Origin of the sequence: Proteus sp. G2300 (genome assembly GCF_009915965.1) — a bacterium.
GTDB classification, from domain to species: Bacteria; Pseudomonadota; Gammaproteobacteria; order Enterobacterales; family Enterobacteriaceae; genus Proteus; species Proteus vulgaris.
This window is the reverse complement of record NZ_JAABNK010000023.1, coordinates 315,635-330,252: the sequence shown is the minus strand read 5'-3', so window position 1 is coordinate 330,252 and position 14,618 is coordinate 315,635. Positions and strand designations below refer to the sequence as shown.

Sequence of the window (14,618 nt, the reverse complement as noted above, 5' to 3'; positions counted from 1 at the left end):
AGAAGGGGCTTTTCATGGGGTCACTGCTGGATTTATCCGGTTATATTAAATTTTTTGTTGGTCTTTTTGCGATTGTAAACCCGATTGGTATTTTACCTGTCTTTATTAGTATGACGAGTTATCAAACTGATGCAGGGCGAAACAAAACAAACTTAATTGCAAATGGCTCCGTTGCAATTATTTTGGTTTCTTCTCTATTAATCGGTGATTCTATACTGAGTATTTTCGGTATTTCTATCGATTCGTTTCGTATCGCGGGAGGTATGCTGATTGTTACTATTGCGATGACGATGATAAATGGGCGTTTAGGGGAAGATAAACAAAACAATCAAGAACGAAATGAATCTGCAGTACGTAGTAGTGTTGCTGTTGTGCCTTTAGCATTACCCTTAATGGCAGGGCCTGGAGCTATTAGTTCTTGTATTGTGTGGAGTTCTCGCTGGGAAGGTTTTACTAACTTTTTAGGATTAGCTGCAACCAGTATCTTTTTTGCATTCTGTTGTTGGTTGCTTTTTCGTAGTGCAACATTATTAGTGAAATACTTAGGGCAAACGGGAATTAACGTGGTAACCCGTATAATGGGATTATTATTAATGTCCTTAGGTATTGAATTTATTGTGACCGGCTTGCGTTCTATTTTTCCAGGCTTGTTAGTTTAAATATTGTCAACACAGTCGTATTTTTAAAAATCGCAGTATTTTATTGAATACTGCGATTTTTTATGTTTATAAAATCACTTTTTTCATGTTAATCAAGACGATGAATGCCTTTTGATAACGCTTCTCTATCATAGTGTTGCGTTAATTCGCCATTTTCCATTAATGCGGCTCTATCAGACATATGAGCGATAACATCCGCATCATGACTTACTAATAAATAAGTCATATTATGTTGTTTTTTTAGTGTATTAAGAAGATTTAAGATCTCGGCTTGTACTGACATATCTAGTGCTGAAGTCGGCTCATCTAAAAGCAATAACTGAGGTTGGAGTAAAAGGGCTCTCGCAATAGCGACTCGCTGACGCTGTCCGCCAGAAAGTTGATGAGGATAGCGATTTATCACATCAGCAGATAAACCGACTTGGGCTAATGCTTGTTCAATTGTACTGTTATCAAAAGGAATGTGATGAATTTTCAATGGCTCAGAAAAAGCGCGCTTAATACGGTGTTGAGGGTGTAAGGATGCGTAGGGATCTTGAAATACCATCTGTACATTACGGCGCAAAGCACCTTGAAAATGCTGTTGTGGTTTAATTATTTGCCCTAAAAGTGACATGTTACCTTGCCAATGAGTTAATAATCCGGCAATCACACGTAAAACGGTCGATTTTCCACAGCCAGAACGACCTATTAAGCTAAAGGTTTCACCTTGTTGGACATGTAAGTTGATCCCTTTCACCACCTGTTTTGCTCGTTTGCCTTGCTCAAACTGAACGTGTAAATCATGGATATCAATTAGCATGATGTAGCCCCTTGAAACTAAGCGTTCTATCTAATACTGGCAATTGCGAGCCATAAGTGCTCGCATTGGGTCTACATGTCCAAAGTGTGCGTGTATAAGGGTGCGTAGCTGTAGGCAAGGCTTTTGCACTGAGCTCATCCACTTGTTCTCCTTGGTACATCACCATAACGCGTTCGCAGTATTCCGCAACAAGAGGCAAATCATGACTAATGAGCAGTAAGCCCATCTTACGTTGTTCACATTGAGTGGTAATGAGTTCAAGAATTTGATGACGTAATTGAGCATCAAGTGCAGATGTCGGTTCATCGGCGATTAAAATCGTTGGATTATTAATTAGTGCAATAGCAATCATAGCCCGTTGCCCCATTCCTCCTGATAATTCACCTGGATAGCGGTAAATACTTTGTTCCGGTAAGCCAACAGATAATAGTGTTTCGATAATCAATTGACGTCTATCTTGACGTGAAAGCGCTTGATGGCGTTTTACCGTTTCTTCTACTTGCTGATAAATCGTTTTTACAGGATTTAATGCGTAACGGGGATCTTGCAATACCATTGATAGGGTATTACCTCGAATGTTATTCCATTGGCGAGATGAAAAATTCAATAAATTATTTCCCTGCAAGTTGAGCTTTTCGGCACTGACTTTTCCTGGCTGACGAACAAGTCCCATTAATGCGCGTGCGGTCATTGATTTTCCTGAACCGGATTCACCCACCAAAGCTAAACGTTCTTGACCTAAAGTGAAAGAGACATGATTAACAACTCTCGCAGTCGGATAATCAATACAGAGTTTTTTCACTTCGATTAAAGGCGTCTTATTCATGGGTATCTCCTAATACATCCCGAAGCCCATCACCTAATAAATTAAAGGTGAGACTACTAATTAAAATTGCAGTACCTGGAATAGCGGCTACCCACCATTGGTCAAAAATAACAGGCATACCTTCCGCAATCATCGCCCCCCATTCAGCCATAGGTGGTCGAGCGCCTAATCCAAGAAAACCCAAACCTGCAGCGGCAAGAATAATGACGGCCAAATTAAGTGCTAAACGTACAATGGCAGACGGTAAGCACAGGGGTAAAATATGTCCCCATAAAAGCCGAACACCTTTAATACCCATCATTTCAGCTGCAGCCAGGTAATCGCTATTGCGCAAGTGTTGAATTTCACTACGAGATTGTCGCGCATAAGCAGGCCATGCAGTTAAAGCCAGCGCTAAAGCACCATTTAATAAGCCTGGGCCTAACATTGCCACAAACGCAAAAGCTAAGATCAATGAGGGCATAGACATCACAACGTCAGTGAATCGCATTAAAATACGTTCAGTCCATCCACCGTAATACCCCGATAAAATTCCGACCAATAATCCTAATGGTAAGGTGATAAGTGCTACAAGACCCACTAAACCTAGCATCGGGCGCGTGCCATAAATAATACGAGAAAGAATATCTCGCCCATAATTATCTGTACCTAACCAGTGTTCAGCATTAGGTGCTAATAAGCGTTGAGCTGCATGTTGCCAATTTGGATCATAAGGGGCTAACCAAGGGGCAAACAGGGCGATAATTAACAATAATATGAGTAACGATAAACCTATAAAAGCTGAAGGCGATCGCACTATTTTTCTTAAAAATGGGGAAGACATTAGCGAAGCCTCGGATCAGTCAAACGAATAACAATATCTGTCATATTATTAATAAAGACAAAACATAAACCTATAACTAACGTTCCACCCATAATGGCAGTAGTATCGCCAGCAAAAAGTGCAGTGGTAAGATATCGACCAATACCCGGCCAAGAGAATACGGTTTCTGTTAGTACCGCACCTTCTAACATGCCAGTGTAAGACAGGGCGATAATCGTCATTAACACACCGCGAATATTAGGCAGTACGTGATAAAAAAGAATACGTAACTCACCAATACCTTTTGCTCTCGCTAAGGTGACATACTCTTTATTCATTTCGTTTAAACAGGCCGAGCGTGTTAATCGAGTAATCGAGGCTAAAGCAAAATAGGCTAATAAAGAGACGGGCAAAATAAGATGCGACAATGCATTTAAAAAGGCGTCTTTATCACCTGCTAATAAAGTGTCGATTAATGCAAAGCCCGTTACAGGCTCAATCGTAAATTGATAGATATCGTCTAAGCGCCCAGGACCTGCAGTCCATTGTAATGTGGCATAGAAAATAAGTAGCAAAATCAAACCTAGCCAGAAAATAGGAACTGAGCTACCTAATAGCGTCAAAATGCGTAAAACAAAATCGAGAGGTGTACCGACAAAACGAGCACATAATACGCCAAATAAAATGCCCAAACTGGCACCAATGATCAATGCAACGGTTGCTAATTCCAGTGTGGCGGGGAAAGTCGCTAATAAGTCATCAAACACAGGTTGTCCTGTCGAGGTTGCAGTTCCTAAATCCCCTTGCAATAGTGCTTCAACATAATGAAAAAACTGCATGTAGAGCGGTAAATCTAACCCTAACTCATGTTTGACTTGGTTATAGGTTTCAAGGCTTGCATGATCACCAACAATTTGCAGAACAGGATCAACCGGAGAAAGTGCAGAAAGCGTGAAAGTAATCACAAGAAGCCCAAGAAGCGTGAGTACTAATGTCAATATTCCTTGAGCAAAAGTCATTAACTGACCTTTTAGACGAATAGGTAACGTCATAGCAGTATTCATACAACAATAGCCTAGTGAAATGGCAAAAAATAGACCATCCACAGTAACATGACTGTGGATGGTTTCAGGAAGAAATATTATTTGGTCACTTTATCGTAATAGACCATATCTGCATTTAGACCTTGAGCATAACCTTTAACATTATCGCGCATCACAATTTGGTTTTTACCTTGATCGATAAAAACATAAGGTGAGCTACGTTGTAACTCTTTTTGCATTTCAGTATAGAGTGATTGACGTTTTGTCTTATCAGCTTCATTAAGTGCCACCAACGTTTGTTGGCTTAATTCAGGAATTTTCCAGCCATTTAGCCAAGCAACGGTATTGGATTGTCCATCGTTATAAGCAAAGGCGCTCGCATTAGAGTGCGCATCAAAATAATCAGGGATCCAAAAACGAATGGCCGCTTGGTGCTGTTTAGCGCGTACACGGCTATACACTTGGCTGCCTGCTGCAGGTAATAAATCAACTTGTACACCCGCTTGAGCAAAGCTTGCTTGAATGGATTGCGCCACAGTAATGTAAGGAACTTTGTTCTCAACATCTAACGTAAAACGTGCATTAGTAATGCCAGCTTTGGCTAAAATTGCTTTGGCTTTTTCGGGATCAAAAGTAAAAGGATTATCTTTTAATGCACCAGGCAAACCTACAGGCAAGAAGCTTTGGTGAATAAAATACTGACCACGCATTAAATCTTCAGTAATGCCTTTGTAGTCAATTAAGTAGCGGGAGGCTTCCCAAAATGCTGGGTTACTGAGAGCTGGATTGCCACTGGCGGTATTAAAAGCCATATAGACTTGTTCAGCAGAAGGGATATCTAAGATTTTGATACCCGATTTTCCTGCTAGTGCGGCGGTTTGGTCTGTTCCCAGTCCTCGAGCAATATCTGCATCGCCTTTTTCAATCAGTAAACGGCGGGATGCTGGGTCAGGGACATTTTTAATAATGATATTTGCCATTTTAGGCGCGCCCGTTGGAGAAAGGGGATTAGCTTCTAATACAATGGCTTGACGTGGTTGGTAAGCTCGCATCTTATATGCGCCACTTCCTGCTGAGTTCATTTTCAGCCAGCTATTACCAAAGTCATTATTTTTAACATGAGCAGAAACCAGCTTTTCATCAACAATAGAAGCAATTGGGGTTGAGAGGATATTGAGCACAACATCAGGGCTGACATCGGCGGTCCAACGCACTTCTAATTCATTATCACTGACTTTTTTCAGTAATGAATTAATGTTATCTGCTTTCCAACCTAAGACATTTAGAATAAAGGCAGGTGATTTATTCATTGTGATTGCACGCTGATAAGAGAAGATAATATCTTCAGGGCGCACCGGATTACCAGACGCGAATTTTGCATCGGGTTTAATTTTAAATATGATCGTTTTTTGTTCAGGGGTCGCTTGCCAACTTTCAACTAAAATCGGCTCATTAATTTCGGGGTTATCACGATTAGGCTGAACAATACGCTGATATAAACTTGGTACAGTCTGAATGCTAGAGAGTTCATTACTTTCAGCGGGGTCTAGGCTGACAATATCATCAAGTCCTTGTACCACAATTAATGTATTGGCTGGTGTGGCTGCAAATGCTGGTATGGAAAGGGCACCCACAACGAATAATGATAATAATTTTGCTTTCATAAGACGCTCCCTGAAACGGTGTCGCTAAAATCGTTATGTCAATAACTTATTAGTTATTACTTTGTGAAATTAACTTAGGCAAAACGTGACCGATGCGCAAAGTTTTAATTACGCTTACATATAACGCTTCGTTATAAGCAATCAAGATTAATTATGGTGGAAGAATAATTAACCGCAAGAATATGAGAGCGGAATACTCCTTTAGTAGTAACTGATTGACTATTAAGTTGTAGTAGCTGAATTGATTAAGCTGTATTTGATATTCATCAATATCCCTTATGAGTAGTTTCGTATTTTAGCTTTAGAAATCTTTAAATCTGAGGCAAAAATGAGCAAGAAAACACTCGCAATCATCGGTAACGGTATGGTGGGGCACCGTTATATCGAAGAGTTGATTGATAAAGGTGGCAATGAAGAATTTAATATTGTTGTCTTTTGTGAAGAACCTCGCGTTGCATATGATAGAGTCCATCTCTCCTCTTATTTTTCACATCACACCGCTGAAGAGCTCTCCTTAGTTAAACAAGGTTATTATGAAAAACACCAAATAGAAGTATTAATTGGTGAGCGCGTGATAACCATTAATCGTGACGAAAAAGTGGTACACACTAATACCGGACGTTGTGTCAGTTACGATAAATTAGTGATGGCAACAGGCTCTTATCCGTGGGTTCCTCCAATTAAGGGAAATAACTCGCCGGACTGTTTTGTCTATCGAACTATTGAAGATTTAAACGCTATTGAATCTTGCGCACGTATTAGTCGTAAAGGGGCGGTGATTGGTGGTGGGTTGTTAGGTTTAGAAGCAGCCGGTGCGTTAAAAAGCTTAGGTATTGAAACTCACGTTATCGAGTTTGCTCCAACCTTAATGGCAGAGCAGCTGGATACATTAGGTGGTGAGCAACTTAAGCGAAAAATAGAGCGTATGGGGGTAAAAGTGCATACCTCTAAAAACACCCAAGAAATATTATCAACTGGGGAAAGCGCGCGTAAAACACTGCAATTTGCAGATGGTACTTCTCTTGAAGTTGATTTTATTGTGTTTTCCACAGGTATTCGCCCGAAAGATAAATTAGCTCGTCAGTGTGATTTAGATATTGCACCACGAGGTGGCATAGTTATTAATGATTATTGCCAAACAACAGATCCTGATATTTATGCTATTGGTGAATGTGCATCTTGGCAAAATAAAACCTTCGGTTTAGTGGCGCCTGGCTACAAAATGGCGCAAGTTGCGGTCGATAATTTATTAGGCCATCACTCTGTTTTTCAGGGTGCTGATTTAAGTGCAAAATTAAAACTTCTCGGTGTCGATGTCGGCGGTATTGGTGATGCTCATGGGCAACAAGCAGGGTGTCGTAGCTATATTTATCTGGACGAAGGTAAAGAAATTTATAAACGCCTGATTGTTAGTGAAGATAATAAATATCTATTAGGTGCTGTATTAGTGGGTGATACCGAAGATTATGGCAATCTTTTACAACTATCACTCAATACCATTGAATTGCCAGAGCATCCAGACTCTTTGATTTTACCTGCACATGCTGGAAGTAAGCCGGCAATAGGTGTTGATTCATTACCTGAAACAGCGCAAATCTGCTCTTGTTTTGATGTAACAAAAGGCGACATTATTCAAGCAATTGAACAAGGTTGTCATACAGTCGCTGCCATTAAAGCGGAAACCAAAGCGGGTACAGGATGTGGTGGCTGTATTCCTCTTGTGACTCAAGTCTTAAATGCAGAATTAGCCAAACAAGGTATCGAAGTTAATCATCATCTTTGTGAACATTTTCACTATTCACGCCAAGAGCTTTATCACCTAATTCGTGTTGAAGGACTGAAAAGCTTTGATGAGTTATTGAAAAAACACGGTCAAGGCTATGGTTGTGAAGTGTGTAAACCAACCGTCGGTTCATTGCTTGCTTCATGTTGGAATGATTATATCTTGCGTGACGATTTAGTCTCTCTGCAAGATACTAATGATAACTTTCTCGCCAATATGCAAAAAGATGGGACTTATTCCATTATTCCACGCTCCCCTGGGGGGGAAATTACCCCCGCCGGCATTATTGCTATTGGGCAAATCGCTCAAGAATACAATTTGTATACCAAAATTACTGGATCGCAACGAATGGCGATGTTTGGTGCGCACAAACAGGATTTACCCGCTATTTGGGAAAAACTGATAGCGGCGGGTTTTGAAACCGGCCACGCGTATGCGAAAGCACTGCGAATGGTAAAAACATGTGTAGGCAGTAGTTGGTGTCGTTTCGGTGTTGGTGACAGTGTCGGTTTGGGCGTTGCACTAGAGCATCGTTATAAAGGCATTAGAACACCTCATAAGATGAAATTTGGTGTGTCAGGTTGTACTCGTGAATGTTCTGAAGCACAAGGAAAAGATGTCGGTATTATCGCCACAGATAAAGGCTGGAACCTCTATTTTGGTGGAAATGGTGGTATGAAACCTCGTCATGGAGATCTTTTTGCTTCTGATCTCGATGAAGAAACCTTAGTGCATTATATCGACCGTTTTATGATGTTTTATATTCGCACTGCCGATAAGCTGCAACGTACCTCTGTGTGGTTAGATAATTTAGAGGGCGGTATTGAATATTTACGTGATGTCATTATTAACGATAAATTAGGCTTAAATGCGCAGTTAGAAAAAGAACTTAACGCTTTACAAGAACGTGTTGCTTGTGAATGGAAAGAAACCGTTGATTCCCCAAAAGCATTAAAACGTTTTGCCCACTTTATTAATAACCCAATGCCTGATCCAACAGTGCAAACAGTAAAAGAACGATTTCAGCATCGTCCCGCACGTTTACATGAACGTATTGATATCAAACTGATAACTGAGGAGGCGCAATCATGAGCCAATGGATAGCTGTTTGCCAATTAGATGATATTACTCCGGGAACGGGTGTTTGTGCGCTGGTGGAACAAGATCACGTTGCTATCTTTCGCCCTTATTCTGATGCGCGTTTATATGCATTAAGCAATATTGATCCCTTTGCACATTCCAGTGTTTTATCTCGAGGATTAATTGCTGAACATGAAAACGAGTTGTATATCGTTAGTCCGCTAAAAAAACAGCATTTTCGTTTAGTTGATGGTTTTTGTCTTGAAGATGCGTCGTTTTCAATTGCGCATTTCGAAGTCAAGGTTGAAGACAATACAGTAAGCGTTCGTACTCGCCAGTAATTTAATAAATAGGGGAGTGAATATGGATTATTTTCCAATATTCTGTCAGCTCAAAGATAAACCGTGTTTATTAGTGGGTGGCGGTGAGATTGCTGAGCGTAAAGCCAGGTTGCTTATGGCAGCGGGGGCGATTATTTCTGTTGTCGCGCCTTCGTTTACTGAGCAGTTTATGCAATGGCACGCGGAGCAAAAACTAAACTGTATCACAGGGGGATTTGTTGCTGATTATTTGTTGGATAAATGGCTTGTTATTGCCGCAACAGATAGCGAGAAAGTGAATCAACAGGTTTTTCAAACGGCGACAGAAAAACAGATATTTTGTAATGTGGTTGATTCACCAGAGCAAGCCAGCTTTATTATGCCGTCTGTCATAGATCGTTCCCCTATTGTGGTGGCAATTTCATCGGGCGGAAAAGCACCTGTATTAGCCCGCATTTTGCGAGAAAAAATTGAGCAACTCCTCCCACATTATCTTGGCGCGCTAGCACAACTTGCCGGAAAATTACGCAATCAAATAAAACAGCGTTTTTCATCGATGAGTGCAAGACGTTATTTTTGGGAGCAGTTTTTTGCGGATAAATCATTACAAGCTGAAATAGAAGCACAAAGAAACGACGGTATCCAGCAACGTATTAGCGCACTATTATCTGAAAATCAGCAACCTCAAGGCAGTGTTGTTTTAGTCGGCGCTGGACCAGGTGATGCAGGCTTAATGACCATTAAAGGATTACAGCAGTGTCAACAAGCTGATGTGGTGGTTTACGATAGATTAGTGTCTGATGAAGTAATGGCATTAGTTCGTCGAGATGCACAACGTATTTATGTGGGTAAGCAAGCCGGTTTCCATTGTGTTCCTCAAGATGAAATAAATCAAACTTTGATAAAAGAAGCGACGGCGGGCAAACGAGTTGTGAGATTAAAAGGCGGAGATCCTTTTATTTTTGGTCGAGGGAGTGAAGAATTAGAAGCCTTGATTGAACATCATATCCCATTTTCAGTGATCCCAGGTATTACGGCAGCATCAGGTTGTACGACTTATGCAGGTATTCCTCTAACCCATCGAGATTATGCTCAAAGTGTTCGCTTTATTACGGGGCATGGAAAAGGCTTAAATGAAGCAGAGTGGCAATGTATTGCGCAAGAGAATCAGACATTGGTGTTTTATATGGGATTAAGCAAAGCCTATTATATTCAGCAAATGTTACTTAGCCAAAACGTGTGCACGACGATGCCTGTCGCTATTATTGAAAAAGGGACATTGACAACACAAAAAGTGATAATTGGTCAATTATGTCAATTGGCAGAGATGGCGGAAACAATGGAAAGCCCGGCACTCATTATCGTGGGGGAAGTTGTTAAATTGCATGAGAAGCTACAATGGTTTCAATCGAAATTGGCTAAATAGCTGAAAAAAATTGAAGTTATCATTTAAAAATTAAAAACCTCTTTAATATTTGATATGTATATTAAAGAGGTTTTTTTTATCTAATGCATAGAAATATAAATGAAAATATTTTTTAATTTCATTTCAATTAAACAATTAGATTAAAATTTAAAAATAAATAATAAAAGTGAATATTTAATAATCTATGGTAATTTTTAGGTTGGAATTATTATTCAATTTAAAGCTCAATTTACCGCTATTTTTAATTAATTTCGAACTGAAACTCTTTACTTATAAAGCATCATAAAGTTCTGCGAGTTGGATAAAATCCTTCCTGATTATATTAATTCTGTGAGCTACGTAGGTTTTCTATCTATAAAACTTGCGTGATGTTAATTAAATGTTTATTTGTTGTTTTACCTCTTGTGATATTTATTTTTTATTTTTCTAAGATAGAACCTTTGAGGGCTAAATAAAGTTAAGTGATAAGAATACCGCATTAATTGACAAAATTTACGATAAGTGTAAAAAAGAAGCGTGTTGTTATCACTTTTTATCTTGTCTATATCTTAAAACACATAAGGGTAGTCATTATTACAATCAAAATTTAACAACGACGCAAATCGTTAATTGAGCGGCCCCGCTATAAATTACTGTTTATTAGGAGAGGTATCCATGAAAAATAAAGCTGTGTTAGCGACGATGTTTCCGATTAGTATTATATCACTTGCCTTAACCTCTTTTTTTTCTCATGCAGTGACTCTTCCTGAAGGCACTATTCTGGCAAAACAACAACATATTGTTATTAATAATGGTACAGAGGTTTCGTCGCTTGATCCGCACAAAGTAGAAGGCGCACCTGAAGGTAATATTATTTTAAATTTATTAGAAGGGCTGACTTATGTTGGGCCTAATGGTGAGAGCATACCTGGTGTTGCACAGCGTTGGGAAACGAATGACAACAAGGCGTGGAAATTTTATTTGCGAGAAGATGCCAAGTGGAGTGATGGCACACCAGTGACAGCCGAGGACTTTGTTTACAGTTGGCGTCGCTTGGTTGATCCTAACACGGGGTCACCTTATGCCAGTTACCTTGAATATGCTTATGTTGAAAATGTTGCAGATATTCTTAGTGGTAAAAAATCCCCTGATACATTAGGTGTGAAAGCAATAAATCCTCATACCTTACAAGTGAATTTAACACAGCCAATCCCTTATTTGATTGATATGTTGAGTCACACGTCATTAAAACCTGTTAAAAAAGAAATTGTTGAAAAATATGGTGTGAATTGGACTCGACCAGAGAACTTTGTCGGTAATGGTGCTTATGTCATTGATAATTGGGTTGTGAATGAAAAGGTCACTTTAAAACGAAATCCGCTTTATTGGGATAATAAAAATACCATTATTGACCAAGCGATCTTTTTACCAATAAATTCAGAAACTAGTGATATTAATCGTTATCGTAGTGGTGAAATTGATATTACCAACAGCGCGATCCCGCCTGTTCTTTATAAAAAAATGAAACAAGAACAGCCTGAGAATTTACACGTTACACCTTATCTCTGTACTTTCTATTATGAACTCAATAATAAAAAAGCCCCTTTTGATGATGCACGAGTTAGGGAAGCCGTGAAATTAACGCTTGATAGACAAGTGATTGCCGAGAAAATAATGGGACAAGGGCAAATACCTGCTTACTCTTTTACACCATCGTTTATCGGGAATGGCAATTTTAAGCCACCTAAATGGGCATATTGGACACAACAACAACGTAATGAAAGGGCGCGCGAGTTATTAAAAGAGGCTGGGTTTGACAGCAAAAATCCGCTGACTTTCACACTGCTTTACAACACATCTGATCAAAATAAACAACAAGCGATTGCAGCTGCATCCATGTGGAAGAAAAGTATTGGCGCCAATGTTACGTTACAAAATCAAGAATGGAAAACAGCGCTTGAAAATCGTAATCAGGGTAATTACCAGGTCGCGAGAGCGACATGGTGTGCGGATTATAATGAACCAACCTCATTTTTAAACTCATTTCTTTCAAAAAGTAGCCTAAATACTGTTTTTTATGAAAACAAAGCGTATGACGACACATTAAATAATGCGTTGAATGCTGTTGATAAAAGTGCTCGCCATCAACTCTATCAACACGCTGAAGCCTTGCTAGATAAGGATTCTGCGATAGTGCCTGTTTATTATCGGGTCAGTGTTAGGTTAGTTAGTCCAAAAGTAGGTGGTTTTACAGGTAAAGACCCCTTTGATTATACGGACTTAAAGCGCTATTTTATAAAGGCAGATAACTAAAACTGGTAAGTTATGGGTATTCTATAGCAATATCTGATTTTAATTATCGAAAAGCAATTTTAATAAAGTACGACCCAAAAGTACTACACAAAAATATTACGGCATAAAAAATTATAATGTTATCAAACAAATATGTATTGATAGCAAATAAGCAATATTGATTTATTTTTTGTAAAAACAATAAATTGTGCGAAACGTTCCAAAAGCACAATGTAGCATCACAGAACGGTTGTTATACAACCCGCTCACTAACTGGGAGTAATTTATAAGATGAGAAGTTTAACTAAAAAGAGTGCGTTGGCGATTGCAATTGGTGCAATTTTTGGATTATCAACGCTAGCAGCACAAGCTGCTGTTGTGCCTGATGGGGTGAAATTAGCTGAAAAACAAGTGCTGGTACGTAATAACGGCTCTGAACCACAGTCACTTGATCCACATAAAATTGAAGGTGTACCAGAATCTGCATTAGCGCGTGATCTTTTCGAAGGGGTAACTATTGTTGGCCCTGATGGCGAAATTTTACCAGGCTCTGCGACTAGCTGGGAAAATAAAGATTTTACTGTTTGGACATTTAAAATTCGTGAAGGCGCTAAATGGTCAAATGGTGAGCCCGTTACAGCACAAGACTTTGTGTATAGTTGGCAACGTTTAGCGGATCCTAATACAGCTTCTCCTTATGAAAGTTATCTGCAATATGCGCATATTGTCAATATTGACGATATTATTGCAGGTAAGAAAAAGGCCACAGAATTAGGTGTTAAGGCATTAGATAACAATACATTAGAAGTGACATTATCAGAAGCGGTGCCTTATTTACCAAAATTATTAGCTCACTCCTCCATGTCACCCGTTAACCAAAGAGTGATTGAAAAATTTGGTGAAAAATGGACACAACCTGCTAATTTCGTCGGCAACGGCGCTTATAATTTAAAAGACTGGACAGTCAACGAACGTATTGTTTTAGAACGTAGCCCAACATACTGGGATAACAAAAATACCGTTATTGATAAAGTTACGTTCTTACCTATCTCATCAGAAGTGACTGATGTAAACCGCTACCGTGCGGGCGAAATCGATATGACATATAGCAATTTGCCGATTGAATTTTTCCAAAAACTGAAAAAAGAGATCCCCGATGAATTGCGTATAAGTCCGTATTTATGCACGTATTATTATGAAATTAATAATGAGAAAGCACCGTTTGACGATCCGCGTGTTCGAGAAGCACTTAAGCTCTCAATGGACAGAGATATCATCACTTATAAAGTGAAAAACCAAGGTGATATCCCTGCTTACGGTTTTACCCCACCATTTACTGATGGCATAAAAGAGAATAAACCTGAGTGGTTTGCTACTTGGACCCAAGAGCAACGCAATGAGAAAGCTCGTCAATTGTTAGAAGAGGCGGGCTATAACAAAGCCAATCCGCTGAAATTTAAGCTTTTGTATAACACGTCTGATCTTCACAAAAAAGTGGCGATTGCCGCATCTTCAATTTGGAAGAAAAACTTAGGTGCAGAAGTGTCTCTTGAAAACCAAGAGTGGAAAACTTTCTTAGATACGCGTCACCAAGGCACTTATGATGTTGCTCGTGCCGGTTGGTGCGCAGATTATAACGAACCTTCTTCATTCCTGAACATGATGCTGTCTTACAGCAGTAACAATACTGTTCACTATAAAAACACAGAATTTGACGCATTGATCAAAGAGTCTTTACGTGTGAAATCTGATGATGAACGTGCTGCTATTTATCAAAAAGCAGAAGGCGTATTAGATAAAGATTCCGCTATCGTTCCACTTTACTACTATGTAAACACCCGCTTAGTGAAACCTTATGTGGGGGGATATTCAGGTAAAGATCCATTAGATAATTTACATACTAAAGACTTGTACATTATTGCTAAGTAATCGGGCGAGGCCT

At 39.4% G+C, this 14,618-nt stretch carries 11 protein-coding genes; 6 read left to right on the top strand and 5 right to left on the bottom strand.

All coding sequences use genetic code 11. The features are described from left to right. Positions 1–14: 14 nt before the first annotated feature. Entirely contained in the window at positions 15–659 is a 645-nt protein-coding gene (locus GWI97_RS13015; RefSeq protein ID WP_036936397.1) for a YchE family NAAT transporter, read from the top strand. Positions 660–747: 88 nt separating this feature from the next. Here GWI97_RS13015 and GWI97_RS13010 read toward each other — a convergent pair whose 3' ends face one another. The 5 genes from GWI97_RS13010 to GWI97_RS12990 form a co-directional block, all read right to left on the bottom strand. Continuing rightward, a complete protein-coding gene (locus GWI97_RS13010; RefSeq protein ID WP_036936400.1) occupies positions 748–1,461 on the bottom strand; it encodes an ABC transporter ATP-binding protein in 714 nt (237 codons plus the stop codon). Beyond that, positions 1,451–2,287 carry an ABC transporter ATP-binding protein gene (locus GWI97_RS13005; RefSeq protein ID WP_036936403.1) on the bottom strand — a complete coding sequence of 279 codons (837 nt, stop codon included), beginning with the start codon at positions 2,285–2,287 and terminating at the stop codon, positions 1,451–1,453. Before GWI97_RS13005 ends, GWI97_RS13010 begins: the two co-directional genes overlap by 11 nt. Then, positions 2,280–3,110: an ABC transporter permease gene (locus tag GWI97_RS13000; RefSeq protein WP_036936408.1), complete on the bottom strand. Its 831-nt coding sequence runs from the start codon at positions 3,108–3,110 to the stop codon at positions 2,280–2,282. Before GWI97_RS13000 ends, GWI97_RS13005 begins: the two co-directional genes overlap by 8 nt. Next, the gene (locus tag GWI97_RS12995; RefSeq protein WP_036936411.1) at positions 3,110–4,153 is read right to left on the bottom strand and encodes an ABC transporter permease; all 1,044 of its coding nucleotides are present in this window, start codon (positions 4,151–4,153) and stop codon (positions 3,110–3,112) included. Before GWI97_RS12995 ends, GWI97_RS13000 begins: the two co-directional genes overlap by 1 nt. 77 nt (positions 4,154–4,230) lie before the next feature. Next, the gene (locus GWI97_RS12990) at positions 4,231–5,796 is read right to left on the bottom strand and encodes an ABC transporter substrate-binding protein (protein WP_036936414.1); all 1,566 of its coding nucleotides are present in this window, start codon (positions 5,794–5,796) and stop codon (positions 4,231–4,233) included. 328 nt (positions 5,797–6,124) lie between these two features. Here GWI97_RS12990 and nirB point away from each other — a divergent pair, with 328 nt between their 5' ends. The 5 genes from nirB to oppA all read left to right on the top strand — a co-directional run bounded on the left by nirB (position 6,125) and on the right by oppA (position 14,605). Next, a complete protein-coding gene (gene nirB, locus GWI97_RS12985; RefSeq protein ID WP_036936417.1) occupies positions 6,125–8,671 on the top strand; it encodes a nitrite reductase large subunit NirB in 2,547 nt (848 codons plus the stop codon). Beyond that, complete coding sequence (gene nirD, locus GWI97_RS12980) at positions 8,668–9,000, top strand: nitrite reductase small subunit NirD (protein ID WP_036936420.1); 333 nt, start codon at positions 8,668–8,670, stop codon at positions 8,998–9,000. The genes nirB and nirD overlap by 4 nt, the downstream gene beginning before the upstream one ends. Before the next feature lie 22 nt (positions 9,001–9,022). Next, positions 9,023–10,405, top strand: a complete 1,383-nt coding sequence (gene cysG, locus GWI97_RS12975) for a siroheme synthase CysG (RefSeq protein ID WP_036936423.1) — start codon at positions 9,023–9,025, stop codon at positions 10,403–10,405. Between the two features lie 654 nt (positions 10,406–11,059). Beyond that, complete coding sequence (locus GWI97_RS12970) at positions 11,060–12,697, top strand: ABC transporter substrate-binding protein (RefSeq protein WP_161752015.1); 1,638 nt, start codon at positions 11,060–11,062, stop codon at positions 12,695–12,697. Between the two features lie 270 nt (positions 12,698–12,967). Beyond that, positions 12,968–14,605 carry an oligopeptide ABC transporter substrate-binding protein OppA gene (gene oppA / locus GWI97_RS12965; protein ID WP_036936428.1) on the top strand — a complete coding sequence of 546 codons (1,638 nt, stop codon included), beginning with the start codon at positions 12,968–12,970 and terminating at the stop codon, positions 14,603–14,605. The last annotated feature ends 13 nt before the right edge of the window (positions 14,606–14,618 follow it).